The sequence below is a fragment of the Actinoplanes subtropicus genome (assembly GCF_000721705.1).
GTDB classification, from domain to species: Bacteria; Actinomycetota; Actinomycetes; order Mycobacteriales; family Micromonosporaceae; genus Actinoplanes; species Actinoplanes subtropicus.
Window position 1 is genome coordinate 1 of sequence record NZ_JOJL01000073.1, and the last position, 26,947, is coordinate 26,947.

At 70.6% G+C, this 26,947-nt stretch carries 27 protein-coding genes, 2 pseudogenes and 1 riboswitch; of the genes and pseudogenes, 15 read left to right on the forward strand and 14 right to left on the reverse strand.

The features are described from left to right. Nucleotides 1–254 precede the first annotated feature (254 nt). Complete coding sequence (locus IH26_RS0151075) at nt 255–614, forward strand: hypothetical protein (RefSeq protein ID WP_030443573.1); 360 nt, start codon at nt 255–257, stop codon at nt 612–614. Nucleotides 615–668: 54 nt separating this feature from the next. Here the strand turns inward: IH26_RS0151075 and IH26_RS0151080 are convergent, their stop codons facing one another. The 5 genes from IH26_RS0151080 to IH26_RS0151100 all read right to left on the reverse strand — a co-directional run bounded on the left by IH26_RS0151080 (nt 669) and on the right by IH26_RS0151100 (nt 3,150). Next, on the reverse strand, nt 669–914 hold the full coding sequence (locus IH26_RS0151080) for a hypothetical protein (protein ID WP_157437861.1): 246 nt from the start codon (nt 912–914) through the stop codon (nt 669–671). A gap of 69 nt (nt 915–983) precedes the next feature. Further along, nucleotides 984–1,772, reverse strand: a complete 789-nt coding sequence (locus IH26_RS0151085) for a hypothetical protein (RefSeq protein WP_030443575.1) — start codon at nt 1,770–1,772, stop codon at nt 984–986. 4 nt (nt 1,773–1,776) lie between these two features. After that, on the reverse strand, nt 1,777–2,352 hold the full coding sequence (locus IH26_RS0151090) for a TIGR03086 family metal-binding protein (protein WP_030443576.1): 576 nt from the start codon (nt 2,350–2,352) through the stop codon (nt 1,777–1,779). Further along, nucleotides 2,339–2,821, reverse strand: coding sequence for an SRPBCC family protein (locus IH26_RS0151095; protein ID WP_030443577.1), 483 nt, complete (start codon nt 2,819–2,821; stop codon nt 2,339–2,341). Before IH26_RS0151095 ends, IH26_RS0151090 begins: the two co-directional genes overlap by 14 nt. Beyond that, entirely contained in the window at nt 2,818–3,150 is a 333-nt protein-coding gene (locus tag IH26_RS0151100; protein WP_030443578.1) for an ArsR/SmtB family transcription factor, read from the reverse strand. Before IH26_RS0151100 ends, IH26_RS0151095 begins: the two co-directional genes overlap by 4 nt. A gap of 96 nt (nt 3,151–3,246) precedes the next feature. Here IH26_RS0151100 and IH26_RS0151105 point away from each other — a divergent pair, with 96 nt between their 5' ends. Continuing rightward, nucleotides 3,247–3,813 carry a metallophosphoesterase family protein gene (locus IH26_RS0151105; protein ID WP_030443579.1) on the forward strand — a complete coding sequence of 189 codons (567 nt, stop codon included), beginning with the start codon at nt 3,247–3,249 and terminating at the stop codon, nt 3,811–3,813. Here the strand turns inward: IH26_RS0151105 and IH26_RS0151110 are convergent. Further along, the gene (locus IH26_RS0151110; RefSeq protein ID WP_030443580.1) at nt 3,797–4,720 is read right to left on the reverse strand and encodes a GNAT family N-acetyltransferase; all 924 of its coding nucleotides are present in this window, start codon (nt 4,718–4,720) and stop codon (nt 3,797–3,799) included. The two genes, IH26_RS0151105 and IH26_RS0151110, sit on opposite strands and share 17 nt — an antisense overlap. Before the next feature lie 235 nt (nt 4,721–4,955). Between IH26_RS0151110 and IH26_RS64860 the strand changes: the two genes are divergently transcribed. Next, entirely contained in the window at nt 4,956–5,384 is a 429-nt protein-coding gene (locus tag IH26_RS64860) for a LysR family transcriptional regulator (protein WP_030443581.1), read from the forward strand. Here IH26_RS64860 and IH26_RS0151120 read toward each other — a convergent pair. Continuing rightward, on the reverse strand, nt 5,367–6,791 hold the full coding sequence (locus IH26_RS0151120; protein ID WP_030443582.1) for a glycine hydroxymethyltransferase: 1,425 nt from the start codon (nt 6,789–6,791) through the stop codon (nt 5,367–5,369). The genes IH26_RS64860 and IH26_RS0151120 overlap by 18 nt on opposite strands. A 20-nt stretch (nt 6,792–6,811) precedes the next feature. Then, nucleotides 6,812–6,903, reverse strand: a riboswitch (ZMP/ZTP riboswitch). Nucleotides 6,904–6,998: 95 nt separating this feature from the next. Between IH26_RS0151120 and IH26_RS0151125 the strand changes: the two genes are divergently transcribed. From IH26_RS0151125 to IH26_RS0151135, 3 genes are all read left to right on the forward strand, one after another. Beyond that, entirely contained in the window at nt 6,999–8,573 is a 1,575-nt protein-coding gene (locus IH26_RS0151125; protein WP_034218155.1) for a cation:proton antiporter, read from the forward strand. A gap of 91 nt (nt 8,574–8,664) precedes the next feature. Then, on the forward strand, nt 8,665–9,486 hold the full coding sequence (locus IH26_RS0151130; RefSeq protein ID WP_030443584.1) for a helix-turn-helix transcriptional regulator: 822 nt from the start codon (nt 8,665–8,667) through the stop codon (nt 9,484–9,486). Between the two features lie 33 nt (nt 9,487–9,519). Continuing rightward, a complete protein-coding gene (locus IH26_RS0151135) occupies nt 9,520–10,245 on the forward strand; it encodes an SDR family NAD(P)-dependent oxidoreductase (protein WP_030443585.1) in 726 nt (241 codons plus the stop codon). A 152-nt stretch (nt 10,246–10,397) separates the two neighbouring features. Here IH26_RS0151135 and IH26_RS0151140 read toward each other — a convergent pair whose 3' ends face one another. The 3 genes from IH26_RS0151140 to IH26_RS0151150 all read right to left on the reverse strand — a co-directional run bounded on the left by IH26_RS0151140 (nt 10,398) and on the right by IH26_RS0151150 (nt 12,541). Beyond that, entirely contained in the window at nt 10,398–11,627 is a 1,230-nt protein-coding gene (locus IH26_RS0151140) for an SLC13 family permease (protein ID WP_030443586.1), read from the reverse strand. A gap of 163 nt (nt 11,628–11,790) precedes the next feature. Continuing rightward, nucleotides 11,791–12,102: an STAS domain-containing protein gene (locus tag IH26_RS0151145; RefSeq protein WP_051810055.1), complete on the reverse strand. Its 312-nt coding sequence runs from the start codon at nt 12,100–12,102 to the stop codon at nt 11,791–11,793. A 28-nt stretch (nt 12,103–12,130) separates the two neighbouring features. Continuing rightward, a complete protein-coding gene (locus IH26_RS0151150) occupies nt 12,131–12,541 on the reverse strand; it encodes an ATP-binding protein (RefSeq protein WP_030443588.1) in 411 nt (136 codons plus the stop codon). 282 nt (nt 12,542–12,823) lie between these two features. Between IH26_RS0151150 and IH26_RS0151155 the strand changes: the two genes are divergently transcribed. Next, complete coding sequence (locus tag IH26_RS0151155; RefSeq protein WP_030443589.1) at nt 12,824–13,525, forward strand: sigma-70 family RNA polymerase sigma factor; 702 nt, start codon at nt 12,824–12,826, stop codon at nt 13,523–13,525. A 69-nt stretch (nt 13,526–13,594) separates the two neighbouring features. Here IH26_RS0151155 and IH26_RS0151160 read toward each other — a convergent pair whose 3' ends face one another. Further along, on the reverse strand, nt 13,595–15,181 hold the full coding sequence (locus IH26_RS0151160) for a glycoside hydrolase domain-containing protein (RefSeq protein ID WP_084599854.1): 1,587 nt from the start codon (nt 15,179–15,181) through the stop codon (nt 13,595–13,597). A gap of 79 nt (nt 15,182–15,260) precedes the next feature. Next, nucleotides 15,261–16,445, reverse strand: coding sequence for an MFS transporter (locus IH26_RS0151165; RefSeq protein ID WP_211268923.1), 1,185 nt, complete (start codon nt 16,443–16,445; stop codon nt 15,261–15,263). A 73-nt stretch (nt 16,446–16,518) separates the two neighbouring features. Between IH26_RS0151165 and IH26_RS0151170 the strand changes: the two are divergent. From IH26_RS0151170 to IH26_RS0151185, 4 genes and pseudogenes are all read left to right on the forward strand, one after another. After that, nucleotides 16,519–17,262 (forward strand): annotated as a pseudogene (locus IH26_RS0151170) (dolichyl-phosphate beta-glucosyltransferase); the annotation flags it as partial. 99 nt (nt 17,263–17,361) lie between these two features. Then, entirely contained in the window at nt 17,362–18,027 is a 666-nt protein-coding gene (locus IH26_RS0151175; protein WP_030443593.1) for a DedA family protein, read from the forward strand. A 48-nt stretch (nt 18,028–18,075) separates the two neighbouring features. Continuing rightward, nucleotides 18,076–18,723 (forward strand): hypothetical protein, encoded by a 648-nt coding sequence (locus IH26_RS62470; protein WP_030443594.1) that lies wholly within the window; start codon nt 18,076–18,078, stop codon nt 18,721–18,723. A gap of 71 nt (nt 18,724–18,794) precedes the next feature. Next, nucleotides 18,795–19,418 (forward strand): HAD-IA family hydrolase, encoded by a 624-nt coding sequence (locus IH26_RS0151185; protein WP_030443595.1) that lies wholly within the window; start codon nt 18,795–18,797, stop codon nt 19,416–19,418. Between the two features lie 23 nt (nt 19,419–19,441). Here IH26_RS0151185 and IH26_RS0151190 read toward each other — a convergent pair whose 3' ends face one another. Beyond that, nucleotides 19,442–20,386, reverse strand: a complete 945-nt coding sequence (locus IH26_RS0151190; protein WP_051810059.1) for a Dyp-type peroxidase — start codon at nt 20,384–20,386, stop codon at nt 19,442–19,444. A 39-nt stretch (nt 20,387–20,425) separates the two neighbouring features. On the opposite strand from IH26_RS0151190, the pseudogene IH26_RS63705 reads away from it, so the two are divergent. From IH26_RS63705 to IH26_RS0151205, 4 genes and pseudogenes are all read left to right on the forward strand, one after another. Further along, nucleotides 20,426–20,695: pseudogene (locus IH26_RS63705) on the forward strand (NAD(P)-binding protein); the annotation flags it as partial. Between the two features lie 28 nt (nt 20,696–20,723). Beyond that, the gene (locus IH26_RS63710) at nt 20,724–20,963 is read left to right on the forward strand and encodes a hypothetical protein (protein ID WP_030443597.1); all 240 of its coding nucleotides are present in this window, start codon (nt 20,724–20,726) and stop codon (nt 20,961–20,963) included. 1 nt (nt 20,964) lies between these two features. After that, nucleotides 20,965–21,795, forward strand: coding sequence for an SDR family NAD(P)-dependent oxidoreductase (locus tag IH26_RS0151200; protein ID WP_030443598.1), 831 nt, complete (start codon nt 20,965–20,967; stop codon nt 21,793–21,795). Nucleotides 21,796–22,014: 219 nt separating this feature from the next. Beyond that, the gene (locus IH26_RS0151205) at nt 22,015–25,995 is read left to right on the forward strand and encodes a Pls/PosA family non-ribosomal peptide synthetase (RefSeq protein ID WP_051810061.1); all 3,981 of its coding nucleotides are present in this window, start codon (nt 22,015–22,017) and stop codon (nt 25,993–25,995) included. A gap of 163 nt (nt 25,996–26,158) precedes the next feature. Here IH26_RS0151205 and IH26_RS60910 read toward each other — a convergent pair. Further along, nucleotides 26,159–26,947 (reverse strand): GNAT family N-acetyltransferase (locus IH26_RS60910; protein ID WP_211268924.1); only part of this gene is annotated, 789 nt, incomplete at its 5' end.

Consider the following 26,947-nt stretch of genomic DNA (forward strand, 5'->3'; position numbering starts at 1 on the left):
CGCCGACCGCATCCACATCCAGCGGCTGGGCCGGCGGGCCACGGTGATCACCCCGAAGTCCCACTCGATGTCCGAGGCGGTCGCCATCATGACCGGCGCGGCGCCGCCGCCCGATCAACCGATCGATGGAGAGGCCCCGCCGCCCAGTTGAGCGCCTGATTCCACCACCCGCCCGAGAGATCGGGCGATCCGAGCGTGGTGCCTCCGTTGCGACGCTGTCCTCATCGACAACGACAACGACGGAGGCACCCGAAATGCGCAACATCATCTGGCAGGTCAGCGGATACGTGGCGGTCAGTCTGGTGACCGTGGGCGTGATGGTGGCGTTCCGGCACGACACCGCCATGGTCACGCCGGGCGTCTGGATCCGGGGCTCGATCGTCGCGGCGGCGTCGCTGCTCACGCTGCTGTTCGCGGTCCGGGCGGTGCGCGGCGACCGGAAGATGCTGCTGCGGCTGCGACTGGTCACCGCGATCATGCTGGTCGCGCTCGTGGTGATCGCCTCGCTGCCGGGCGCGTTCCCGGTCTGGTTCCGGCTCGAGCAGGCACTCTGCGCGCTGTTCCTGCTGCCGGTGGCCGTCCAGATCAACCGGCGGTCGGTCACCCAGGCATGATCCCCACCAAACGACGACGACCGGCCATCGCGGGCCGGTCGTCGTCGCGTACGGCTATTTCTTCTTTTTCTTGTCCTTCTTCTTGCCCTTCTTGCCGCCGCCGTCGCCCTTGCCGGCCAGCTCCTGGAGCAGCATCCGGTCGCGCTCGTCCGCCAGGTCACGGGCGGTCTTGGGCGCGGGGACAAGCAGCTTGAACAAGATCGCGCCGACCACGAACACCCAGACCCACCACGGAATGCCCGACTCCGGACCGAACAGATTGCTGGTCACGGTGTACGCGTTGGCCACGATCTGGTTCACGACCACACTCCTGTCCGCTCCGGGTCGGCCCCCAATATCGGGCGCCACCCCCACCCGCCTTAGCGAAAGTCAGAGGGCATCCGCGGCGGCGCGGAGGGCGGCCAGGCGGGACTCGTCGGCTCGGGTGCGCCAGCGGGTGAGTTCCCGGACGGCGACTTCGAGCTGCACCCGCAGGCCGCGCAGGTGTTGCTCGGCTGCCATCGCCGCCGGCCGGCCCTGGGGCAGCGCGGCGACGTCCAGCGTCGGCCGCTCGGGCGGCGGCGTGCCGGTCGACTCGGCCAGTGCCCGGGCCGCTCGGTCGATCGTGCGGCGCAGCGCCGGGACCGACGAGCGCAGTTCGGTGACCAACTCGTCGAAGCGCTGCCGGGCGAACTCCGCCTCGTGCCAGGATTCGGTGTTCGTGGTGTCGCGGGCGTTCCGGGCCGGCTTGGTCACGGCCGGCTTCGCCAGGGCCGAGGACAGGCTGAAGCGCATCTCCTCGGCGGCTCGTACGGCCTGGTCACAGACCCGGACGGCGGCGAGTTTCCGCTGGTAGCCCGGGTCGTCGCGGATCAGGATCGGCTCGAGCAGGCCGTCGATCCGCTCGGCGTACCGGGTGTAGCGGGCCCGGGCGGCGGCCAGCGTCTCGTCCGCCGCCTTCCGGGTGCCGCGGGCCTGCCGATAGCGCCGGGACCGGCCCTCGTCGACGCTGAGCAGGCCGCCGAGCAGCCGGTCCCGCCAGTCGGTGCCGGTCGTCGACTCGGTCGCCTGCCGCTCGGCCTCGTCGTACGCCCGCTGGGCTGTTGCCAACTCGGCCTGGGCGGCGCGCAGCAGCGGCAGATGAGGTGCCAGGAGGAGGCGATCCCGGTCGCTCGGCATCCCTCTACGGTAGGGGCTTCCACTCCGGGTCGCGCCCGATGAAACCCAGCAGCCGGGCCTGGACGTCGGCGCCGGCCGGCACCTCGACCCGCGGGCCGTACTGGCCGGACGAACGGATGATCTCCTCCATCGGCTCCATCCCGCCCAGCAGCCGGGCGCAGAAGTCGGGATCCAGCCGGTCGTCCTGGCCGGTCGCCCGGGACAGGTCCCAGGTGTGCATGAAGACGTCGGACGTGTAGAACTGGTCGATCGCGGCGTCCAGCGGCAGGCTGCCGATGTGCGGGTTGGTGAGCTTGCGATCGGCCGTCTCCGGGTCGTCGAGCAGGGCCTGCACCGCGTCGGCGTGCACCTGCCAGGCACCGACCGGGTCGTCGTCCACCGACGGGCCCTTCGGCAGCTCGACGCTCGCGCCGCCGGCGAGGAACGCGGGCAGCCATTCCACCAGATGTCGTACGACGTCGCGGGCCGTCCACTCCGGAACCGGGGCCGGGACGTCCCACTCCCGGGTGCCGCGGACCCGCTCGGTGAAGACCCCGGCGAGCTGCGCGTGGCGCTCGGCGGGACGGTCAGAAACTGCCATCGAGAAGCATCCTCTCCAATGCGGCGTAACCCTCGTTGACGCCGGTCTCCATGCCGGAACGCAGCCAGGCGTCCCGGCTGGAGAAGCTGTCGACCAGCGACTGGGTGCGCAGCCGGCTGCGGCCGCCGCCCAGGTCGTCGAACCAGAGCGTCTGCAGCGCCACGCTGTCGGGCTGGCCCTCATAGGTGAAGGTCTGGACAATCCGATCCGGTCGTACGTCGTGGAAGCACCCGCGGAACCAGAACTCCTGTCCGTCGCCCGTCGACGCATACCGCCAGCTGCCGCCGGGCCGGGCGTCCCAGTGCTCGATCTTGGTGGTGAGCCGGTCGGGGCCGACCCAGCGGGCGAACAGGACGGGGTCGGTGTGGGCGCGGAAGAGCCGCTCGGGCGGGGCGGCGAACTCGCGGGTCAGCCGGATGATCGGCAGGCTCGGGTCGGCTTCGATGGTCGTTTCGGGTATCGGCTTCATGCCTCGTCTCCGCTCATCTCCGCCAGCAACGCGTCGAGCCGGCGATACCGCTGCTCGGCGCGCCGCCGGTGGCGCTCGATCCAGTTGTCCATCAGGTCGAACACGTGCACCTCCAGACGCACCGGGCGGGGCTGCGGCCCGGGCGGGCGGGTGACCAGGCCGGCCTGCTCGAGCACGCGCAGGTGCTTGTAGACCGCCTGCAGGGTCATCTGATACGGCTCGGCCAGCTGATTCGCGGTGGCGTCGCCCTCGGCGAGCCGGGCCACCATGTCGCGGCGGGTCGGATCGGCGAGGGCGGCGAAGACCCGGGACAGCGCTTCCGTGGTCATCGGCCGGCCTTTCAACTTTTCGGTTGAAAGCCACGCTAGACCCGCCCCGCCATCCCGTCAACCGCCCGGTTGAAAGAGCTGCTCTATGGTGATGGGGTGCGGCTCGTGCTGACCAGCGACACCCACCTGCCCCGGCGCGCCCGGGACCTGCCCGCCCCACTGTGGGCAGCCATCGACGACGCGGACGTGGTGGTACACGCCGGCGACTGGGTCGACGTGTCCACACTCGACGCCCTGGAAGCCCGCTCGACCCGGCTGATCGCCTGCTACGGCAACAACGACGGCCCGGCCCTGCGCGCCCGCCTCCCGGAGATCGCCTACGCCGACCTCGACGGCTTGCGGCTGGCGGTCGTCCACGAGACCGGCCCCTCCACCGGCCGCGACGAGCGGTGCGCGGCCCGCTTCCCGGAGGCCGACGTGCTGGTCTTCGGCCACTCGCACATCCCGTGGGACACCACCGCCCGAACCGGCCTGCGACTGCTCAACCCAGGCTCCCCGACCGACCGCCGCCGGCAGCCCTTCGCCACCTTCATGACCGCCACCATCGACGGCAGCCGGCTGACCGAGGTCACCCTGCACGAGTTGCCCGGGCCTTTCCCCACCCACTCGGAAGGAAAGGGCCGCCGAGCGGTTCGAGGTACCGGATCTACAGTGGACGGCTGAACATCTTGCGGTTGGCGAAGTTGTGGTAGCCCGCCCGCTGGAAGGCCTTGACCATGCCGATGTTGCCGGTGTCGCAGTCCCCGCGGATTTCCGTCGCCCCGGCGGCGACAAGGATGTTCGTGCCGCGGGCCACGGCGGCGGTGGCGTAGCCGTGACCGCGTCCGGCCGGGGCGACGCCGACCAGGCCGACGACCGCTGAGCTCGGCGTACGGGCGGGCAGGCTGATCGCGACCGGCCGGTTCCGCAGGTCGTAGCCGATCTCGAACCAGTCCCGTTCGTGGTCCAGCTCCAGCATGTCGGCGAGGTTGCGCTCGGCCGCGCCGCGCAGGCCGTGTTCGGCGATCTCGGCGAGGAAGATGGAATCCTTCGTGTCGGTGAAGGTGTCGGCGAGCAGGTCGACGAACGGCTCCTCGCCCAGCTCGGCAAGTGACCGCCAGTGCAGCCGGTCGTCCTGGGCGGGCAGCGGAGAGCCAGCCTGCCAGAGGAACCGGCGTCCGTCGCGGGCGACCGAGAAACCGTGCGTGGCGAGCAGTTGCTCGCGTCGCTGCGGGTCGCGCTGGAACTGTGGGGCCTGGCTCGGCGTGTCCAGTACATGGCCCTGCGTTGGCGCACCGAGCGAGCGGGCCAGTTCGGCGGCGTGCGTCAGCAGGGCGGCGGCGGTCTGATCGTCGCCCGGCTCCAGCAGCACGATGTCCATGGGCGCCGAGCGGCCGGGAACCGTCCACAGCACGACGTTGCCGGTGAGCTCGTTGTCCTGCTCGGCCACCAGGCACCAGGCCGGTCGCGTGCAGCCGCTGGCGAGCAGCCCGGACAGGTAGGCCGCGGTCGCGCGGTTGCGTTCGTCGTCGTCCGGGTACGCCGTCAGGGCGGGCAGCTCTTCGGGCCGGGCGGTGCGGATCGTCAGCACAGTCAGTTTCCTTCGTCAGTCATCGTTGGCAGCCCGCTCCGACCTGGGTGAGCAGGATCCCGATGAGCTTCGTTCATGGCACCAACGATCACCGGGCCGTCGGCGTGGAACAACGCAAAAGATCGAACCGCCGGATCAGCCACCGGTTACCGGTCGGCCGTCGCCCGGATCACGATCATGGGTGCGGCCGTCCGGCCGTAGACTTCGTGCGGGTGATCGGAGGGGACACGGCCTGGTGGAGCTGCGCGACATCGAGATCTTCCTGACGCTGGCGGAAGAGCTTCATTTCGGGCGTACGGCCGAACGTCTGCGCGTGTCGTCAGCGCGCGTGAGTCAGTCGATCAAGCAGCAGGAGCGGCGGATCGGCGGCGCCCTGTTCGAGCGGACCAGCCGCAGCGTCCGGCTGACCCCGCTCGGGCGGCGGTTTCGCGACCGGCTCGACGCGGGCTATCGCGAGATCGCGGCCGGCCTCGACGAGGCGGCCACCATCGCTCGAGACTCCGCTGGTTCGCGCCTTCCTCCAAGCCGCGGACGACGCACGGAGCGGCACCTAGGGGTCGGCTGGCCGGGGCACCACCCACCCTGGCACGGTAGGAAGTTCTTTTCGAACCTCATACCGTGCCGGACGAAGCAACCGGAAAGGCAATCAGCCCAGGTCGACTGAGGGGTAGAGCGGGAACGGCGCCAACAGCTCGGTCGCCTGCTTGCTGATGCGGTCGGCGAGGGCCGGGTCGAGGTTGTACTTGGCCTTCGAGCCCTCGGCCGGCGTGGTGTTCGCGAGCACGGTGTGGATCAGCTCGGCGATCTGGTCCATCTCGTCGACGCCGAGGCCGCGGGAGGTCAGCGCGGGAGTGCCGATGCGGATGCCGGAGGTGTACCAGGCGCCGTTCGGATCCTGCGGGATCGCGTTGCGGTTGGTGACCACGCCGCTGTCCAGGAGTGCCTGCTCGGCCTGGCGGCCGGTGAGGCCGAACGGATGCACGTCGAGCAGCACCAGGTGGTTGTCGGTGCCGCCGGAGACCAGGCGGACGCCGCGCTTGGCCAGGCCCTCGGCGAGCGCCTGGCTGTTGGTGACGATCTGCTGGGCGTACGTCTGGAAGGAAGGGTCGCGCGCCTCGGCGAAGGCGATCGCCTTGGCGGCCATCACGTGGCTGAGCGGACCGCCGAGGACCATCGGGCAGCCGCGATCGACCTGGTCGGCCAGTTCGGGCCGGGCCAGGACGGCGCCGCCGCGCGGGCCGCGCAGGCTCTTGTGAGTGGTGGTGGTGACGATGTGGGCGTGCTCGACCGGGTTGAAGTCGCCGGTGAAGACCTTGCCGGCGACGAGGCCCGCGAAGTGCGCCATGTCGACCATGAAGGTCGCGCCGACCTCGTCGGCGATCTCGCGCATCGTGGCAAAGTTCACCTTGCGCGGGTACGCCGAATAGCCGCCGACGATGATGAGCGGCTTGAACTCGCGGGCCGACTCGCGGAGGGCCGCGTAGTCGATCTGGCCGGTCGCCGGGTCGACGCCGTAGCTGCGCTGGTTGAACATCTTGCCGGAGATGTTCGGCCGGAAGCCGTGGGTGAGGTGGCCGCCGGCGTCGAGCGACATGCCCAGCATGCGCTGGTTGCCGAACGCTTCCCGCAATGACGCCCACTCGGCCTCGGTGAGGTCGTTGACCTGGCGCTTCTCGAACTTCTTGAGGTAGGGCACCTCGACCCGGTCGGCCAGGATCGCCCAGTACGCGACCAGGTTCGCGTCGATGCCGGAGTGCGGCTGTACGTACGCGTACGGCGCGTTGAACAGGGCCTTCGCGTGCTCGACGGCGACCGCCTCGACGGTGTCCACGTTCTGGCAGCCGGCGTAGAAGCGGCGGCCGATGGTGCCCTCGGCGTACTTGTCGGAGAGCCAGTTGCCCATGGCGAGCAGCACGGCGGGCGACGCGTAGTTCTCGCTGGCGATCAGTTTCAGGGACTCGCGCTGGTCGTTCAGTTCCTTGGCGATCGCGTCGGCGATGCGCGGCTCAACGGAGCGGACCACCTCGAGCGCGGAGCGGAAGGCGTTCGATTCGGCATTCAACTCGGACATGGGTCCTCCTTATCACGGTGCAAGAGGGCCCAGGCGCGCGGCAGTCGTCATTGGCGACGGGGCCGCTCCCCAATGGTTTTCCCATCCGAACACGCCAGTCACGGCCCGTCGGTGAGCATACCGGCGCTGCGTGCCCCGGCCACCCCCGTTCAGCGGAGCGACGTGTCCCACAACCGACAGCGAGGTCGGCCCTTTAGCCTGATCACCGTGGATGGCGTTCAGCTTCTGCTCATCATCGGTGCCGGCATCGCGATCTCGGCGGTCGCCAAGAAGCGGAACCTCGAACCCGGGCTGATCATCGTGGTACTTGCCGCGGCGGCGTCGTTCATCCCGGGCATGCCGCGGTTGGAACTGCCCAGCGAGTTGATCCTGGCCGTCGTGGTGCCGCCGCTGCTGTACTCGGCGACCCGCGGCTCGTCGTTCAGCGCGTTCGGCGCCAACCTCGGCCCGGTGATCACCCTCGGCGTGCTGCTCGTGCTGCTCACCAGCGGCCTGCTCGGGCTGGTCGGGGCGTGGCTGCTGCCGTCGATCGGGGCGGCCGCCTTCGTGCTCGGGGCGGTGCTGGCGCCACCCGACACGATCACCACGGTGTCGCACGGCGACGAGATCGGCCTGCCCGGTCGGGTCACCTCGATCCTGACCGGGGAGAGCCTGGTCAACGACGCGACCGCGCTCACCGTGTTCGCCATCGCGGTCGGCGCGGTCCACGGCGAGCACACGAGTTGGGGGCACGGCGCGGTCGAACTGCTGCGCAACACGTTAGTCGGGATCGCGATCGGCGCGGTGTTCGCGGTGGGGACGCTGTGGCTGCGCAAGCGGCTCGGCAACCCGACGCTGGAGACCTCGCTCGTGCTTCTCCTGCCGTTCACCGCGTTCCTGGTGGCCGAGCAGGTGCACGCGTCGGGCATTCTCGCGGTCGTCACGGCGGCGTTCTCGGTGAGTACGAACCTGACCCTCGACCCGAAGCACCAGTACCCGGGCGGATACCGGACGCGGCTGCAGGAGGAGGCGTTCTGGCCGGTCGTCGACTTCGTGCTGGAGACGTTCGTCTTCGCGTACATCGGCTTCCAGCTGCGGTTCGTGCTGTCCGACCTGGCCGGCTCGGCGGCGCCCGGCCTGTGGCCGACGCTGGTCGCGGCGGGCGTGCTGCTGGTCGTGGCGATGGTGTCCCGGCTGGTCGCGGTCTACCTGCTGTTCGGCCGCTACACGCTCCGGGACCGGCTGGCCAGACGCCGGGCGGCGAGCAACGAGCGGTACCGGGCCCGGGTGGAGGCCGTCCAGCAGCGGCGGCGGGAACGCGGACGGAGCGGGGAGCCGCTGGGGCCGCCGACCCGGAAGGAGACGCTGCTGGTCGGCTGGGTCGGCATGCGCGGCATCCTGACGCTGGCCGCGGCCGGCTCGGTCCCGAAGGACGTGCCCGGGCGGGACGCGATCCTGGCGATCGCGCTCCTGGTCACGCTGGGCACGCTGCTGATCCAGGGCACGACGATCGGCTGGCTGACCCGCCGGCTGCGGTTCGACCTGACCGCGGAGCGCGCCGAGGACGAGGAGATGCGGAAGACCGGGCGGGAGGTCGTGAACGAGGCCGTGGCGGGGAAGCGCGACCAGGCGATCACCGACCCGGACGCGTGGTTCGACGCGCAGCGGCTCGCGCTCGGCAAGGCGGTGCTGGAGCGGCGGCTCACCGAGGAGGTGGCCCGCGCCATGATCGAGGACATCGACCTGCGGCAGGCGGCCCGGCACACCCTGCCGCCGAACCGGGGGAAGATCGCGAGGGCCTGAGACAGGGACAAGTTATCCCTGGATCGGCTCTCCCTTCCGCGGATCGTGCGGCCGAGCCAGTCTTGAGACGTCACCGAGGGAGGCTGATCAGATGGACCGGGCGCAACTCGCCGACTTTCTCCGGACCCGCCGCGAGGCGCTCCAGCCGGAGGATGTCGGCCTGCCGCGCGGGCAGCGCCGCCGCGCCGGCGGGCTGCGCCGCGAGGAGGTTGCCGCCCTGGCCGACATGTCGGCCGACTACTACGGGCGGATAGAGCAGCAACGCGGCCCGATGCCGTCCGAGCAGATGCTGGCCGCGCTGGCCCGGGCGCTGCATCTGAGTCTCGACGAGCGCGACCATCTCTTCCGGCTCGGCGGACATTCGGCGCCGCAGCGGGCACTGCGCGAGGACCACATCGGCCCCGGCATGATGCGGATCTTCGACCGGCTGGCCGACACCCCGGCCCTGGTGCTCTCCCGGTTCGGCGAGACGCTGCGGCAGACCCGGCCGGCGGTGGCGCTGCTCGGCGACGAGACGCACTACAGCGGGCTGGAGCGCTACATGGTCTACCGCTGGTTCACCAACCCGCAGTCACGCCGGATCTACCCGGTCGCCGACCACCCGACCCACGCCCGGGTCTTCACCGCCCAGCTGCGCGAGGTGTATGCGGCGGCGCCGGGCGGCCGGGCCGGCGAGATCGTCGACGCGCTGCTCGCGGCGAGCCCCGAGTTCGCCGAGATCTGGGCCGCCCACGAGGTCGGCGTCACCCACCTCGACCGGAAACGCTTCGCCCACCCGGCGCTGGGCGAGCTCGAGCTCTACTGCCAGACCCTGCTCGACCCCGACCAGGCCCAGGTGCTGCTGGTCTTCACCGCGGTGCCCGGTTCGCCGAGCCACGAAAAGCTCCAGTTGCTGGCCGCGGTCGGCGACTGAAATATCCGATTTCATACGCAGAAAGGCACCACCATGCCCAAAATCGCCCTGATCACCGGCGGCAACCGCGGACTCGGCCGGGCCACCGCCGAGGCACTGATCGCGGACGGCGTCGAGGTGATCTACACGTACCGGGACGACCGGGGCGAGAAGATCGACGCGATCGCGCTCCCGCTGACGGTCGGCGACCTCGACTCGTACCCGGCGTTCGTCGAGTCCCTGCGCGAAGTGTTGCGCGACCGGTTCGGCCGGGAGGACTTCGACTTCCTGATCAACAACGCCGGCGTCGGTATCGCCGGGAAGATCGCCGACTTCCCGGTCGAGGCGTTCGACGAGCTGATGAACGTCCACCTGCGCGGCATGTTCTTCCTGACCCAGGCGCTGCTGCCGCTGATCGCCGACGGTGGGCGCATCCTCAACGTGTCGACCGGGTTGGCCCGCTTCACCGGCGAGGGCATCTACGCCGCGTACGGGTCGATGAAGGCGGCGGTCGAGGTCTTCACCCGCTACCTGGCCAAGGAGGTGGGGCCGCGCGGGATCAGCGTGAACGTGGTCGCGCCGGGTGCGACCGCCACCGACTTCGGCGGCGGCGCGCTGCGCGGGAACGAAGCGATCCGGGAGCACATCAGCGGTCAGATCGCCTTCGGCCGGCTCGGTGAGCCGGAGGACATCGCCGGCGTGATGGTCGCGATGCTCGCCGACAACACCAAGTGGATCACCGGCCAGCGCATCGAGGCGTCCGGCGGCATGCTCCTGTAGCCGACGGCCAGGTTCCGTAACTCAGATTGCTTGCGTGTTACGGAATGCATCGACGAGACTGACTGCGTCGGGCGCGCCTCGCCGCCGATCCCCTGCCGGATCACCTCGGTCGTTCCCCGGACCGGGCACGGCGCGGCGGCGCAGGTGCGCCCTCAGATTCCGGTCAGCGCGAGGCTCAGCCAGAGCGCCAGCACCCCGGCGACCAGCGCCGCCGGCACGCTGACCAGGCCCAGCTTGAGGAAGTCCCGGCCGTCCGGCGGGGCGTCCCGGCTGTGCAGGATTTGCCGCCACAGCAGGGTCGCCAGCGAGCCCACGTAGGTGAGGTTCGGCCCCACGTTCACCCCGAGCAGCACCGCGAGCAGCAGCGCCGGGTGGGCCTGCACGGCCGGCACCAGCACCAGCGTGGCCGGCAGGTTGTTCACCACGTTGGCCAGCAGCGCGGCGAGCCCGGCCACCGCGAACAACTGCCACCAGCCGCCGTGCGCCGGGACCAGCGCTTCCACCGCCCGGTCGAGCCCGTGCTGCCGAACCGCGAGCACCACCACGCCGAGCGCGAGCACGAAGGCGCAGAACGGCAGGTTCGCCTCGCGCAGCAGCACCTTCGGGCCGACCCGGCGCGGGACAGCAAGGGCAAGAGCACCAACCGCGGCAAACCAAGCCGGGTGTACGCCGAGCGGCTGAGCAACCGCAAACCCGGCCAGCGTCAGCCCCAGCACGACCAGCGCCCAGCGCGGCGCGGGCGGCACGTCACCGGCCGAGACCGGTTCGGCCGGCGCGCTCAGGTCGGAGCGGAAGTACCAGCGGAACACCGCGTACTCGGCGAGGATCACCGCCAGCCAGGGCAGCGCCATCACGCCGGCGAACCCCAGAAACGTCAGCCCGCTAGCCGCAAATGCCAGCAGATTGGTCAAATTGGACACCGGCAGCAGCAGGGAGGCCGCGTTGGCCAGATGCGCCGACGCGTAGGCGGCCGGCCGCGGCCGGGCCCCGGTGCGCGCCGCGGTGGCCAGCACGACCGGGGTGAGCAGCACCACCGTGGCGTCCAGGCTGAGCACGGCGGTGGTCACCGACGCCACCACGAAGACCGCGGTCAGCAGCCGGGCCGGCGAACGGCCGCTGATCCGGGCGGTCAGCGCGCCGGCGTACCGGAAAACGCCGTGCTCCCCGGCCAGGTGGGCGAGGAGCAGCACGGCGGCGAGGAACCCGACGGTCGGCCCGAGCGCGCGCAACTCGGCCAGCGCGTCGCGCCACGGCAGCAGTCCCGTGACGACCGCGACGACGGCGGCCGGCACCGCCACGGTGGCCTCGGGCAGCCCACGCGGGCGCCCGACCGCGAACGCGAGCACGCCGACCAGCAGGGCGGACGCGTACACAAGCAGCATAGGGTCTGTCCTGTCGATCACGCGGGGCTGCGGCGTGGCCCAGGCGGCGCCTGACGGCGTCCGCGAAACGACCACATACAACCCCGGTATGCGGCCGCTTCGCGGCCGACGCCAGCCACCACCTGGACCTCGCCTCGCTCCCACGTGATCGACAGGACAGACCCTATCCGCCGAACAACTCGAGCGCGCCGGACACCTTGAGCACCTGGGCGACCACTCCGCGCGCGTTGACCACCCGGAAGCCGGCCGGCCGGACGCGCGCGGCCTGGTAGCCCTCGATCAGCACGCCGAGCGCCTCGGAGTCGACGAAGGTCACGCCGGCCAGGTCGATCACCACGTCGCCGGCGCCGACCGCGGCCAGAACCGTCTCGCGCAGGGCGTCGCGCGCGGTGATGTCGAACTCGCCGCCCAGGTGCAGGAGCGTCGCGGACCCGTCGGCCGCTCGCTCCTGGCCGATCGTATAGATGTCCGCCACGGGGACTTTCTACCAGCAGCCGGCCGATTCAGCTCGGGAAGCTGGCCCAGACGTGTTTGGTGAGCTCGGTCGCGTACCAGCCGACGTCGATGGCGAACCGACGGGTGAGCTGAAGGCCCAGGCCACCCCCGCCCAGCGGCCTGTTCTCGGCGAGCCGGGGCTCGGCCTCCCGGTCATGATCCGACACGTCGATGATCAGGCGATCGCCCTCGCGCAGCAGCCGCACCACGGTCGGCGGCAGCCCGTGCCGCAACGCGTTGGTGGCCAGCTCGGTGGCGACCACGGTCATCCGGTCGGAGACATCCGGCCCGGCCGCCGCGACATCCACCGCGGCGCGCAGGCCGGCGCGCAGCCCGCGCAGGTCCCCGAAGGTCGCGAGGGTCCACCGGCATATCTCGGCGGCCCGCGGGTACGGAACCGAGGCGGGCAGCGAAGGCATGGCGTTCATCTTGCCCGGAGCTGGGGTTATGCCGCATCGGCCGACCGGCGGGGCGTGGATGACCTTCGAACGATCTCCCTGTATTACTTGTCATCACGCAAAGTCACTCATACTTTCGGCTAGTCTTTTCTCCACCCCTCGGTTAGGGTCTTGGTAACCGAACGGCCAAATGCGCCGTCGACGGGGTCGGATCGACTCCCGTCGGCAACCGATAGGGACACCCGACCGACCGGGTCCGCACAGTGGACCGGCTCTCCGGAGAGGTGCCAGGGAGGACCAAGCATGACCGTCACCGAGACCTCGCAGATCTCGCCCGCCACCAAGGCCGGCGCCGAGGCGCCCGCCGACAGCGCCGCCGAGTTGCTGAACGCGATGGCCGCGATGCCGATCGGCCATCCGTCCCGCGCCCAGCTGCGCGACAGCGCGATCGAGGCGTGGCTGCCGCTCGCCCGCCACCTGGCCAACCGCTACTCCGGCCGGGGCGAGCCCACCGACGACCTGATCCAGACCGCCACGGTCGGCCTGATCAAGGCGGTCGACAAGTTCGACCCGGACCGCGGCGTCGACTTCGCCGGCTACGCCATCCCGACCATCATCGGCGAGATCAAAAGACACTTCCGCGACCGTACGTGGAGCGTCCGCGTCCCCCGCCGGCTCCAGGAGCTGCGGCTGGCCATCACCGAGGCGAACAGCACGCTGACCCACTCGCTGGGCCGCTCGCCGACGGTGGCCGACATCGCCGCGCACCTGTCGATCACCGAGGAGGACGTGCTGGAGGGGCTGGAGGGCGCCCGCGCCTACAACGCCACCTCGCTGGCGACGCTCGACGAGCGCGAGCAGAAGATCCTGACGCTGCGCTTCTACGGCAACCTGACCCAGTCGCAGATCGCCGAGCAGATCGGCATCTCCCAGATGCACGTCTCCCGGCTGCTGACCAAGGCGCTCACCAAGCTGCGCGGCCACCTGGCCGGCGACGAGATCTGATCCGCCCCGCCAAAAGCTAGCGGCGGCCGGCCCGGTTCGGGTCGGCCGCCGCTTGTCCTTGCGAGACCCTCAGGCGAGCGGGGTACGTCCCGGCATGCTGCCCAGCCTGGTCCGCATCGTCAGCGTGCCGTTGCCGCCGGCGAACAGCCACAGGGCGTTGTCCGCCTTTGCGACCGCCACCAGGTCGACCGTGCCGTCGCGGTCGAAGTCGCCGACGCCGACCAGATCGCGGAAGCCGTTCCAGCCGGTACCGATCTGGCTGCGCGCGCCGAGCGCCGCCTTGCGACCCGGGTACAGCCAGAGTGCGCCGGGCGTGTTGCGGGCCACCAGGTCGGGGTAGCCGTCCCCGGTCAGGTCGCCGATCCCGGCCAGCTCGCTCATCCCGGACCAGCCCGTCGCGGCGATCCGTACCCGGGCGCCCAGCGCCGAGCCGGACTTGCCGGGGAAGAGGTAGAGGGCGCTGCCGCTGATCGCGACGAGGTCCGGGTAGCCGTCCCGGTTCAGGTCGCCGACCGCGGTGATCTCCCGATACCCGCTCCACTTGGTGGCGATCCTCTTGCGTGCGCCCAGGCCGCCGCCGCCGGTGCCGGGGTAGAACCACAGGTCGCCGTTGGTCTGCCGGGCGACCAGGTCCTCCTTGCCGTCCCGGTTCAGGTCGCCGATCCGGACGACGGCGTTCATCGACTTCCAGGCCGAGCCGATCTTCTTCGCGCCCGTCTCGGACACGGTCGCGCCGTTGCCGGGGTAGAGGACGATGTCCCCGGTGGAGGCGGTCCTGGCCACCACATCCGGCCAGCCGTTGCCGGTGAAGTCGGCCATCCGCGGGGCGGGCAACGGGGCGAAATCGACGTAGCTGCTGTCGATGGTGACCGTGGCGCCGCCGTACGTCTCCTGATGACCGCCCAGGTACTGCTTCATCCGGCGGTGTCCCGGCCAGGCGGTGTCCGGGATGATGGCGTCGGTCAGCGTGACCGCCTGGTCCCAGCGGGCGAAGTCCACATAGTCCGGCCGCGCGTACCCGGCGGCCGAATAGTTGACGACCTGGTCGGCGATGCCCGAGCCGACGCTCGAGTAGTAGCCGGAGAAGTAACCGAGGTCGTGCAGCCGCGACGTCCAGGCGTTCATGAAGGTCAGCACGCCGGTCCGGCAGCCCGCGTCCGTGGTGTCGTACGCCTCCATGTCGTAGATCAGCACGCTGCCCCGGGCCAGCCCCAGCGCCGTGGCCTGGGTCACCGCGTCGGTGGCGGCGGCCTGCCCCATCGCGGCGGCCCTGGTGTCGTCGATCCGGTTCCGCTTCGTGGCGCACGAGGCCTGCGGCCCGACGTACAGCGGCAGCAGCTTCCACCCCGCGGTGACCTGCGTCCGCACCCACGACGCGGTGAGGTTCGCCTGGGTGCAGCCGCGGGCCACGCCACCGATGTAGATGCCGACCGCCCCGTACGGCGAGGTGCCCTTCCACGCGGCCATCGTCGCGCCGGCCGGCGCGGTGCACGTGTCGAACGCCTTCCCGGCGAAGGTGCCCGGCTGCACCGTGGCGAACGTGCTCGCGGCGCCGGCCTCGGTCCGGGACAGCCCGAACAGCGCCGCCACGAGGACCAGGGCGAGGAACGACGCCTTGATCGCGCCGGCGTGTCGCGGCACGTACCTTGCCCCCATGATCACCCTTCTCGATCCAACCCTGGGAGCTAACCAACTGGTCAGTGGGGGCGTCGTCGGCCGAACGGGCCGAATTTCGCTATCGAGTCGCGCCGATCCCGGTGACGGTGCGACGACGGGCCATGGCCACCAGCGCGCCGGCCAGGCCGAGCGCGCCCACCTCCATCGCCGCCCCGACCAGCGGCGTCGCGGCGTAGCCCCAGCCGGCGGTGATCGCCACGCCGCCGAGGTACGCGCCGGCCGCGTTGCCGAGGTTGAACGCGGAGACCGCGGCCGAGGAGGCCAGCAGGTTCTGCCCGGCGCCGTCGGCCGCGGTGATCACCCGGGTGGTCAGGCCCGGCACGGTGGCGTACGCGGCCAGCCCGAGCAGGAACAGCGTGACCGTCGCCGGCGCCTTGGCGTGCGCTGTCCAGCCGAAGACGATCAGCACCACGAGCATCGCCACCGAGGCGCCGACGATCGTCCCCATCAGACGCTTGTCCGCCGCCCGGGCCCCGATCACGTTGCCCAGCACCATCCCGAGCCCGAACAAGGCCAGCAGCCACGGCATCGCGCCCGCGGCGTACCCGGCGACGTCGGTCATCAGCGGCGCCACGTAGGTGAGCGGCGCGTAGACCGCCCCGAACGCCAGCGCGGTCAGGCCGAGCGACAGCCACACCGCCGGGTCGCGGAACGCGGTCAGCTGGGTGCGCGCCTCGCCGGTGGTCTCGCTGGCCGGCACGAGGACGGCGGTCGACACCGCGGCGACCAGCCCGAGCAGCGCCATCGCCCAGAACGTGGCCCGCCAGCCGAGTTGCTGGCCGAGCAGGGTGCCCAGCGGCACGCCGGCCACGTTGGCCACGGTGATCCCGCTGAGCATGGCCGCGATGGCGCTACTCCGGCGGGTCGGCGAAACGAGGTCGCCGGCCACGATCGTGGCGAAGCCGATATACGCCCCATGGGTGAGCGCCGCCACGATCCGGCCGCCGAGCATCAGCGGGTACGTGGTGGCGACCGCGGACAACAGGTTGCCGGCCACGAAGAAGGCCAGCAGCCAGATCAGCACCGGTTTGCGCCGGCGGCGGGCCACCCCGGCGGTCATCAGCGGGCCGCCGAAGACCACCGCGAGCGCGTACCCCGAGACGAGCAGGCCGGCGGTGGGGATGGTGACGTCGAGGTCCCGGGCGATGTCGGGCAGCAGGCCGGTGATCACGAACTCGGTCATCCCGATCGCAAACGTACCGACCGCCAGGGCGGCGAGGGCGTAGCCGGTGCGACTGATCACCCGTGCGACTCTCACAGACGCGGCACAGTTTTGCCACACCTTAAAGAAAGTGCGCGGGCGCACCTTCGAGCACATGAAACCTGTCCTCGACGTCGTCATTCCCGTCTACAACGAAGCCGCCGACCTCGAGCGCAGCGTGCGGCGGCTGCACGGCTACCTGCTCTCGGTGTCGCCGTTCCCGTTCCGGATCACCATCGCGGACAACGCCAGCACCGACGAGACGCCGCTGATCGCCGGCCGGCTGGCCGCCGAGGTGCCCGAGGTGGCCGCGGTCTTCCTGGCCGAGAAGGGTCGCGGCCGGGCGCTGAAACACACCTGGCTGCACTCGGACGCGGACGTGCTCGCGTACATGGACGTGGATCTCTCCACCGATCTGGCCGCACTGCTCCCGCTGGTCGCCCCGCTCGTCTCCGGCCACTCCGACGTCGCCATCGGATCGCGGCTGCGACGCGGGTCGCGGGTGGTCCGCGGGCCGAAGCGGGAGTTCATCTCGCGCAGCTACAACCTCATCCTGCGGGCCACGCTGAGTGCCGGGTTCACCGATGCGCAATGCGGGTTCAAGGCGATCCGCTCCGACGTGGCGCGGCAGCTGTTGCCGCTGGTGCGGGACACCAACTGGTTCTTCGACACCGAGCTGCTGGTGCTCGCCGAACGGGCCGGACTGCGTACGCACGAGGTGCCGGTCGACTGGGTGGACGACCCGAACAGCAAGGTCGACATCGTCGCCACCGCCCGCGAGGACCTCCGGGGCATCACCCGCCTCCGGCGCACCATCCCGGACCTGCCGCTCCGCGAGATCAGGGCCCGGCTGGGTCGCACCGAATCACCGGTTTACACCATCGCGAAGTTCGGAGCTTCAGCCACAGAAGTGACACCACAGGTTTGACTCGCCCCACTCCGGCTACCGTGTTAGCCGATGCCACCTTCAGCCGACCTTCCCGGATTCCTGCACGGAGTCGCCCCGATCCTCGATCGCTGGGGATACCTCGCCGTCGCCGCGATGATCGGCGTGGAGAGCTTCGGGGTCCCCGCACCGGGCCAGACGATCATGGTGGCCGCGGCCATCTACGCCGGTGCGGGCCGGTTGAACATCATCGGGGTGGCCGCCATCGCCTTCGTCGCGGCGGTCCTCGGCGACAACGTCGGCTACTGGATCGGCGTGCGCGGTGGCCGCAAGGCGGTGCATCGCTGGGGCAAGTACATCTTCCTCACACCCGAGCGCTTGGCCCGAGCGGAGGGTTTTTTCGCGAGGCGAGGAAGTCGTATTGTTGTCATCGCTCGTTTCATTGACGGACTCCGGCAGTTCAACGGCGTCATCGCGGGGATCACCGCGATGCCGTGGCGTACCTTCCTGATCTACAACGCGATCGGTGCGGCTCTCTGGGTCGGTTGGTGGACGAGCGTTGCGTATGTGCTCGGCAACCATCTCGTCGAGATCATCGAGCACGCGCATCGGTACAAATGGTGGGCAATCGCCATCATCACCCTCGCGGTGATTGCCTACGTCACCTTGCACCTCCGGCACATCAAACGCCGGCGCGCCCGCACCGTTGCGGCGGTCGTCGAGGAACCCCACGGCTGAAGGCAGCGCGTGGGGGCGCCCCGGGGGTGCGAAACGGAAGGAGAGTTCGTGACCACCCCTCAGCTCGACCGCCGTCGTGCGCAGTCGGCGGCCGCAGGCGCCGCCGCCGAGAAGGCCCGGCTGGCCGTGACGGAGCTGGACAACCGGCTACGCACCAACACCGAGCTCGCCCAGCAGCAGTCCCAGGCGCTGCGTAACGCCGAGGCCGAGGTCAAGCGGCTCAAGCGCTCGCTGAAGACCCAGGAACGCGACCGGTCCCGCCTGGCCAAGGCCCACAAGAAGGCTGTGGCGAAGGCCTCGAAGACCGAGAGCCGTGCGGCCGACATCGACGCCAAGTACGACAAGGCCGTCCTGGCCGACCTGATCCGCCGCGAGAAGCAGCGCGACCAGGCGGCCGCCGCGGCGTCCACCCCCGCGACCGCGATCGTCCCGGCCCCCGCTCCGGCGCCGGCGCCGGTCCCGGCCGCCGAAGCCGCGCCGGCGGCAGCCCCCGCGGCGCCCGCGGCCCCCGCGGCGCCGGCCAAGACGGCCGCGACCGCCACCGCGGCGCGCACCACGGCCACGAAGGCCGCCAGCACCGCGAGCAGCCCGAGCCGCGGCGCCGGCACGACGGGCCGGGCCACCACGGCGCGCAAGGCCACGGCCGAGCCGGCCGCCGCCCGCCGCCGCGCCCCGCGCCGCACCACCGGTAGCTGATCGCTGATCGCGCCCGTCACACCTGAGCCGCCTCCGGGATTCCGGGGGCGGCTTTGTGTCAGGCTCGACCGGTGGCTGACTTCAACCCCGCCGGCCTCCGGGCCATCCTCTTCGACATGGACGGAACGCTGGTCGACTCCGACCGCGCCGTCGAGCGATCGTGGCTGACCTGGGCAAATGAGTACGGCGCGGACGGCCCCGCCGCGTACCGGATGGCACACGGCAGCCCCAGCGGACCCACCGTGCGCAGGCTGCTCGCCCACCTGCCCGAGGAGGAGATCGAGCGAGCCGCCATCCGCCAGCTGGAACTCCAATATGACGATTTGTCGGATGTAGTGCCCACGCCCGGCGCGCTCGACCTGCTCGCCACGCTCGACCGCAAGGGCCTCCCCTGGGCCGTCGTGACCAGCGCCGACGACCGCCTGGCCAAGGCCCGCCTGACCGCCGCCGGCATCACCCCACGCGTCCTGGTCACCACCGACGACGTAGAAGCCGGCAAGCCCGACCCCGCCGGCTACCTGCGCGCCGCCGAGTTGCTGGGCGTACCACCCGAGAACTGCCTGGTGGTCGAGGACGCCGAGGTGGGCCTCGAGGCAGCCCGCGCGGCCGGCGCCCACACCGCCGCCCTGCGCGGCCTGGACGGCGACCTGCGCCTGACCACGCTGTCCGACCTCACCGCCATCCTGACCGCCTGAACGCCCAGGTCTCCCACGCCAAGCTATGCGGGTAGGTTGTCGAGGAATTCGGCGGTGGGGACGAAGAACAGGGAACCGGTCGTTGCCGTGGAGAAGTCCAGGATGCGGTCGTACGTGCCGTACGGGTTGCCGAGGAACATGCGGCGCAGCATCTGCTCCGGCACGTCGGGCGTCGACGCGTAGGCGATGTAATACGTCCCGAACTCGCCGTCCTTGATGGAGCCGAACGGCATGTTGTCGCGCAGGATCTTCAGTTCGTTGCCGTCCGGGTCGTCGACCGTGTTGAGGGCGACGTGCGAGTTCGGCGCCTTCTCGGTCAGCTCGACGTTGTCCAGCTTGGTGCGGCCGATCGCCGCCTCCTGCTCCTCGACCTTCAGCGCGTTCCACGCCGCCAGGTCGTGCAGGTACTTCTGCACCAGCACGTAGCTGCCGCCGGCGTACGCCGGGTCCTCGTCGCCGATCAGCGCATGCCGGGCGGCCACCTCGCCGGTCGGGTTCTCGGTGCCGTCCACGAAGCCGAGCAGGTCCCGCTCGTCGAAGTACTTGAAGCCGTGCGTCTCGTCGACCACGTCGGCCACCGCGGCCAGCCGCCCGGCGATCTTCGAGGCCAGCTCGAAGCAGACGTCCATCTGCCCGGCCCGGATGTGGAAGAGCAGGTCGCCGGGGGTCGACGGGGCGCTGTGCCGGGGGCCCGTCCACGCCCGGAACTTGTGCAGCTCGGCTGGGCGCGGCGCCTGGAAGAGCCGGTCCCACAGCTCGGCGCCGATCCCGGTGACACAGGAGAGCTGCGCCGCCGGGAGCCGGAAGCCGACCGTCCGCTGCAACGCGCTCATGTCCTCGAGCAGGTCCCGGACGGTCGCCTCGCCGCCCTCCCGGACGGTCATCACCAGGAAGATGGCGGCGTCGGTGAGCGGGGCGAGCACCGCCTGCGAGGTAACCAGCGGGCCGAGCGAGCGAGGCGCGGTCATGATCCGCAGCTTACGGCCCCGGCGCCCGATAATGGGCGGATGAGTGATCGGGTTGACGTTCTCGTGGTCGGCGCCGGTCTGTCCGGCATCGACGCCGGCTATCGGCTGCAGACCCAGTGCCCCGGCCGGAGCTACCTGATCCTCGAGGGCCGCGAGACCTCCGGCGGCACCTGGGATCTGTTCCGTTATCCGGGCGTACGGTCGGATTCCGACATGTTCCCCCTCGGCTACCCGTTCCGGCCCTGGCGGGACCCCAAGGCGATCGCCTCCGGCGAGACCATTCTGCGGTACGTACGGGAGACTCACCGCCCGGTACGTCTGCCGGCTGCTCAACTACATGGCCCGGCACGACATCGACGTCACCACCCCGACCATGCCACCCGACCTGCCGGCGGTCGACGAGCCGCTGCTGAGCCTGACTTCGGGGTACGTCCGGCGGGCCGCCGCGATCCTGCCCCGGCAGGGCGCCCGCCACCCGTGGAAGATGCGCAACAACTACCTGACCGACCTGCCGGTCATACGGCTGGGGCGGATAGACGACGGCCACATGCGCTTCATCCGGAAGGCGGGTGTCTGAGGTGCAGCGATTCGCGTTCGCCGGGCGCACCTGCCTGATCACCGGCGCGGCCAGCGGGATCGGCGCCGCACTCGCGCTCGACCTGGCCAAGCGGCGGGCGGTGCTGGCCCTGCTCGACCGGGACGCCGAGGGGCTGGACCGGGTCGCGGCGCTGGCCCGCGAGGTGGGGGCGGGTTCGGTCACCACGTACGTGGTCGATCTGAGCGACGGCGGCGATCGCCTGGACCTGGCCGCCGAGATCGCCTCCCGGCACGGCGGCGTCGACCTGCTGATCAACAACGCCGGGGTGGCCCTGTCCGGCACGTTCGAGCAGAACCGGATGGCCGACGTCGACTGGCTGCTGGAGATCAACCTGCACGCGGTCCTCCGGATGACCAAGGCGTTCCTGCCCCAGCTGCTGGCCCGGCCCGGCTCACACCTGGTCAACGTCTCCAGCCTTTTCGGCCTGATCGGCCCGCCCGGCCAGGTCGCGTACGCGACCAGCAAGTTCGCCGTACGAGGCTTCAGCGACGCCCTTCGGCACGAACTGGAGCCGCGCGGCGTCGGCGTAACGGTGGTGCACCCGGGCGGCATCAAGACCAACATCGCGGCCAGCGCCCGGATCAGCGGCCCCGACGCCGACGGGGAACAGGCCGAGCAGGCGCGGAAGTTCGCGGAGAAGGCGCTGACCATGCCGCCCGAGGAGGCCGCCCGGCAGATCGTGGCCGCGATCCAGACCCGCAAGCCGCGACTGGTCATCACCCGGGAGGCCCGGGCGGCGGATTGGCTGGTGCGGCTGACCCCGAGCCGGTGGTGGCAGCTGAGCCAGCGGATGGCCCGCCGGGTCTCCTGAGCCGCCCCCCGCGGCCCGCTTGTTGCGACAAACGTCTCTTCACACTGGTCGTCATTTCCAGCGTTTTCCCAGGTTGCGGCGGATGCCGCAGGGCTGAACCGCGCCGCCGCTCGTTTCCGTATCAGCGGGCGACTCGTTGGGGCTGTTCGGGGGAAACCGGAGGAACGGCGTGGGAAGACGCGGGATGGGTAACGGATTTCCAGCGGCAGTCGACCGCGCGTGCTGAGCCTCGACACGGTCGCCGGGTCGCAGGTCCACCCGGCCATCCGACCGGCCCTCGAACCGCCGAGCACCGCCGCCGTCTACTCCGGCGGGCCGGAACCGGCCCCTCGCACCCTGATCGATGTGCTGGAAGCCACCGCCGCGATGTTTCCGCACGCACCGGCCATCGACGACGGCACTCGGGTGCTCGACTACCGCGCCATGCTGGACGAGGCCTCGCGGCTCGCCGGCCGGCTGGCCGAGGCCGGCGTCGGTGCCGGTGACCGGGTGGGCATCCGGGTCCAGTCCGGAACCGCCGACCTGTACCTGTCGATCCTGGCCGTGCTGGCGGTGGGCGCCGCGTACGTGCCGGTCGACCACGACGACCCGGACGACCGGGCCGAACTGGTCTGGTCGGAGGCCGGCGTGTGCGCGGTCGTCGACCGTACCGGGCTGCGGGCCGGGCCGGGGCGCTCCCGCAGTCTCGGCCCGTACCGGCCCCGGCTGCGCGACGACGCGTGGATCATCTTCACGTCCGGCACCACCGGCAAGCCCAAGGGCGTCGCGGTGAAACATCGCAACTCCGCGGCGTTCGTCGACGCGGAGGCCCGGCTGTTCCTCCAGGACCGCCCGCTGGGCCCCGGCGACCGGGTGCTGGCCGGGCTCTCGGTCGCCTTCGACGCGTCGTGCGAGGAGATGTGGCTGGCCTGGCGGCACGGCGCCTGCCTGGTGCCGGCCGACCGCACGCTGATGAAGGCCGCCCCCGACCTGGCCGAGTGGCTGGGCGAGCGCGGCATCACGGTCGTCTCGACGGTGCCGACCATGGTCGCCTTGTGGCCGCCGTACGCTCTGGACAACGTGCGCCTGCTCATCCTGGGCGGCGAGGCATGCCCGGCCGGCCTGGCCGAGCGGCTGGCCAAGGGCACCACCGAGGTCTGGAACACCTACGGCCCCACCGAGGCCACGGTGGTGGCCTGCGCCGCCCGGCTGACCGGCGACGGCCCGGTCCGCATCGGCCTGCCGCTGGCCGGGTGGGACCTGGCGGTCGTCGACCCGGACAGCGGTGCCCCGGTCGGCTGGGGCGAGGAGGGCGAACTGGTCATCGGCGGGGCCGGCGTGGCGCGGTACCTCGACGCGGGCAAGGACGCGGAGAAGTTCCCGGCGTTGCCCCAGCTGGGCTGGCACCGCGCGTACCGCAGCGGAGATCTGGTCCGGGCCGACCCGGAGGGCCTGGTCTTCCTCGGGCGGGCGGACAGCCAGGTGAAGATCCGCGGATACCGGGTCGAGCTCAGCGAGATCGAGTCGGTGATCCTGCAGCTGCCGGGCATCGCGCAGGCCGCGGTCACCACCTACGAGCGGCGGCCCGGGCTGATCGACCTGGTCGCGTACTACAGCCCGGCCGACGACCGCACGCCGGTCGACGAGCCGCAGGTCTTCGAGGTGTTGCGCCGGCGGCTTCCGGCACACATGATCCCCGCGTACCTGGAACGCCTGCCCACCCTGCCGATCACCCGCAGCGGGAAGATCGACCGCAAGCGCCTGCCGGCGCCGACCGGCGCCCGCGGGGTGAGCGCCGACCAGCCCACCGCCGAGGCGGCCACCGCGGTCGAGAAGGCCCTCGCGGACACCCTCGCCGAGGTTCTCGGCCTGCCGCAGGTATCGGTGGAGAGCAACCTGTTCTCGGACCTCGGCGCCAACTCGCTGGTCATCGCGCACTTCTGCGCCGCACTGCGGCAGCGGGCCGACCTGCCACCGGTGTCCACGAAGGACGTCTATCTGCACCCGACCATCCGGGGCCTGGCCGCGACGCTTCCGGCGACCGCGCCGCCCCGGCCTCCGTCCAAAGTGCACACCAGGCCGGCGCCGCCGCCGGTGAGCACGCAACGCTACCTGCTCTGCGGCCTGATCCAGGCGCTGGTGTTGCTCGGCGGGGTGGCCATCACCGCGCAGATCCTGGAGACCGGCCTCGACTGGATCTCCGATGCTTCCGGCTTCGGGCACGTCTACCTGCGGTCGCTGGTCTTCGACGTGACCGTGTTCGCGGTCATGTCGATCCTGCCGATCCTGGTGAAATGGATGCTGATCGGCCGCTGGCAGCGCGCCGAGATTCCGTTGTGGAGCCTGCGGTACCTGCGTTTCTGGTTCGTCAAGACCCTGGTGCGCAGCAACCCGCTGGTGCTGTTCGCCGGCTCGCCGCTCTACAACATGTACCTGCGCGCGCTCGGCGCCCGGATCGGCGCCCGCGCGCACATCATGTCGACCACGGTTCCGGTCTGTACCGACATGCTGAGCATCGGCCACGACGCCGTGGTGCACCGCGCGTCCTCGTTCACCGGCTACCGCGCGCACAACGGGCAGATCGAGCTGGGCCCGGTGAGCATCGGCGACAACGCGTTCGTCGGCGACCGGACCGTCATCGACATCGGCGCCCGCGTCGGCCGCCACGCGCAACTGGGACACGCCTCGGCGTTGCACGCCGAGCAGAGCATCCCCGACGGCGAACGGTGGCACGGTTCCCCGGCCGAGCCGGCGACAACCGATTACCGTACGCTCGCCCCGGCCGGACTCAGCCGGCTGCGCCGCTTCTCCACCAGCGTGTTCGGCTTGTTCGCGCTGCTGTTCGTGTCGCTGCCGGTGGCCACCGCGGTCAGCGTGCTGATCATCACCCGGCTGCGCGGGCTCGACCCGGAACTCCCCCGCGACGACCAGTCCCTCTTCAGCGGCACGCTCTACAAGCAGGCCGCGGCCATCTCGTTCGTGCTGTTCTTCGGCGCCGTCATCGGCGGCGTGCTGCTCGTCGCCACCGTCCCACGGCTGCTGCGGCGGTTCAGCCGGCCCGGCCGGATCTACCCGCTCTACGGGATGCACCACGCGATCCATCGGGCGGTCCGGCGGATCAGCAACGCACACTTCTACATCGAACTTCTCGGCGACAGCTCGTACATCGTCGGCTACCTGCGGGCCATCGGCTACCGGCTGGCCCGTTCCGGCGGACAGACCGGCTCCAACTTCGGCTCGTCGCTGCAACACGACGACCCGTTCCTCACCAAGGTCGGCGGCGGCACCCAGATCTCCGACGACGTCTCCTTCGGCAACGCCGAGTTCACCAGTTCCTCGTTCCGGGTCAGCCCGGTGATCGTGGGCACGAACTCGTTCGTCGGCAACTCGATCACCTTCCCGACCGGCGCCCGGATCGGCGAGAACATCCTGGTCGCGACGAAGGCGATGATCCCGCTCGACGGACCCGTCCGCTCGGGCGTCGGCCTGCTCGGCTCGCCGCCGTTCGAGATCCCCCGCTCGGTCGAACGCGACGCCAGCTTCGACGCCATGAAGACCCCGGACGAGTTCCGCCGCCGGCTGACCGCCAAGAACCGCCACAACCTGGTCACCATGGCACTGTTCCTGGCCGCGCGCTGGCTGCACTTCTACATCCTGACGCTGATCGCCATGATGGCCAGCCACATCCTCGGCCATCCCGTCGTCCCGATCCTGCTCGCGTCGCTGCCGTTCAGCGTCGTCTACTTCATCGCGGTGGAACGGGCCACCCAGATATTCCAGGCCCTGCGCCCACGCTTCACCTCGATCTACGACCCGTACTTCTGGTGGCACGAGCGCTACTGGAAGCTGCAGACGCCGAGCACCAACCTCCTCAACGGCACGCCGATGAAGGCGCTGATCTGGCGGGCGCTCGGCGTACGGGTCGGCAAGCGCCTGTACGACGACGGCTGCACGATCGTGGAACGCAGCCTCGTCACGATCGGCGACGACGCGGCCCTCAACGCGGGTGCGGTCATCCAGTGCCACAGCATGGAAGACGACACCTTCAAGTCGGACCGGGCGGTCGTCGGTTCCGGCTGCACGCTCGGGGTCGGCGCGTTCGTCCACTACGGCACGGTGCTCGCCGACCACACGATCCTGGAAGCCGACTCGTTCCTCATGAAGGGAGAGCGGACGGCGGCCGCCTCGTACTGGGGCGGCAACCCGGCCCGCGAGCTGTAGTAACGCTTGGTCGTGGGAGACCTGGGCGTTTCCCTTTCGCGCCTTTGACCGTACGGCTCAGGCAAGCCCCCGGTGTGCCCGGGCCGCTGGTTGCAACACCGGCCCCGACCCCGGCCGCCGGGCTGTCCCGGCCCAAGACCGACACGGGGCCGCTCCGATCAGGTCAGAATTGCGGTGAGTTCCCATTCCCCTGGGCCGCCCGAATCGGCAAGGGCAGAATCATGGCGTCGTATTCAGGTGAGTCGTCAAAGGGTTTTATGCTACCTATCTTTCGCCAGCCCCAAGAGGCATACGCGGCATGGGCTGGGGCGTTGTCCGGAAGAACCAGTAGTGTTGCGCGCTCCTCAGCCCGATCAGTCAGGAGAAGATCATGCAGTCGATGGGCGAACCCGCGGCGTCGCCAATTTTCGAGCACCATGATCTCAGTCAGAGCGAAGGTTCGGTGTCCGTCTTCATGTAGTTCGCTTTGGTCGATGTCCGACCTGAGCCCTCGCCACCAGCCACTTCCTGCCGGAAGTGGGTAGCCGAGCTCCCTTTCGACGACTTCTCCGTAGATGCCGTTTTCGAGCATCCCGTAACCGTCTTGTGCGCTGGCCTTTGCTGCGCGCCAGAGGGTCGCGCCGCCGTGCTGATAGTCAAGGCCATAGAGCCACGCAGCGGTTTCTCGAAGCTCTTTGGCGTCGTTGACGCCGATCTTGCGTCGCTTCCCGTGAGCCGCAGAGCCGGAGCTTGCCAGGGCTGGCCCGACTATCCCCAGCGCTAGAAGACTTCGTCGTCTCATGGAATCACACGGAAACGCTCGTCGTCCCCGTTCGGAACTCTGGATCTGGGCCAGCGCGATCAGCTCGCCCTTGGGGGTGCGTTTTTCGCTGAGTGACCTTCGTGATGCATGTCGATGTCTGCCCGTTGCGGTAGCCGCTGACCGGTTGGTATGGGTTGGTGACCTGTTTCG

What these genes read in the sequence shown, in the direction of transcription:
- IH26_RS0151075 (WP_030443573.1), top strand. Translation starts at nt 255, where the DNA reads ATGCGCAACATCATCTGGCAGGTCAGCGGATACGTGGCGGTCAGTCTG.
- IH26_RS0151085 (WP_030443575.1), bottom strand. Translation starts at nt 1,772, where the DNA reads ATGCCGAGCGACCGGGATCGCCTCCTCCTGGCACCTCATCTGCCGCTG.
- IH26_RS0151090 (WP_030443576.1), bottom strand. Translation starts at nt 2,352, where the DNA reads ATGGCAGTTTCTGACCGTCCCGCCGAGCGCCACGCGCAGCTCGCCGGG.
- IH26_RS0151095 (WP_030443577.1), bottom strand. Translation starts at nt 2,821, where the DNA reads ATGAAGCCGATACCCGAAACGACCATCGAAGCCGACCCGAGCCTGCCG.
- IH26_RS0151100 (WP_030443578.1), bottom strand. Translation starts at nt 3,150, where the DNA reads ATGACCACGGAAGCGCTGTCCCGGGTCTTCGCCGCCCTCGCCGATCCG.
- IH26_RS0151120 (WP_030443582.1), bottom strand. Translation starts at nt 6,791, where the DNA reads ATGTCCGAGTTGAATGCCGAATCGAACGCCTTCCGCTCCGCGCTCGAG.
- IH26_RS0151130 (WP_030443584.1), top strand. Translation starts at nt 8,665, where the DNA reads ATGGACCGGGCGCAACTCGCCGACTTTCTCCGGACCCGCCGCGAGGCG.
- IH26_RS0151135 (WP_030443585.1), top strand. Translation starts at nt 9,520, where the DNA reads ATGCCCAAAATCGCCCTGATCACCGGCGGCAACCGCGGACTCGGCCGG.
- IH26_RS0151140 (WP_030443586.1), bottom strand. Translation starts at nt 11,627, where the DNA reads ATGCTGCTTGTGTACGCGTCCGCCCTGCTGGTCGGCGTGCTCGCGTTC.
- IH26_RS0151150 (WP_030443588.1), bottom strand. Translation starts at nt 12,541, where the DNA reads ATGCCTTCGCTGCCCGCCTCGGTTCCGTACCCGCGGGCCGCCGAGATA.
- IH26_RS0151155 (WP_030443589.1), top strand. Translation starts at nt 12,824, where the DNA reads ATGACCGTCACCGAGACCTCGCAGATCTCGCCCGCCACCAAGGCCGGC.
- IH26_RS0151160 (WP_084599854.1), bottom strand. Translation starts at nt 15,181, where the DNA reads ATGGGGGCAAGGTACGTGCCGCGACACGCCGGCGCGATCAAGGCGTCG.
- IH26_RS0151175 (WP_030443593.1), top strand. Translation starts at nt 17,362, where the DNA reads ATGCCACCTTCAGCCGACCTTCCCGGATTCCTGCACGGAGTCGCCCCG.
- IH26_RS0151190 (WP_051810059.1), bottom strand. Translation starts at nt 20,386, where the DNA reads ATGACCGCGCCTCGCTCGCTCGGCCCGCTGGTTACCTCGCAGGCGGTG.
- IH26_RS63710 (WP_030443597.1), top strand. Translation starts at nt 20,724, where the DNA reads ATGGCCCGGCACGACATCGACGTCACCACCCCGACCATGCCACCCGAC.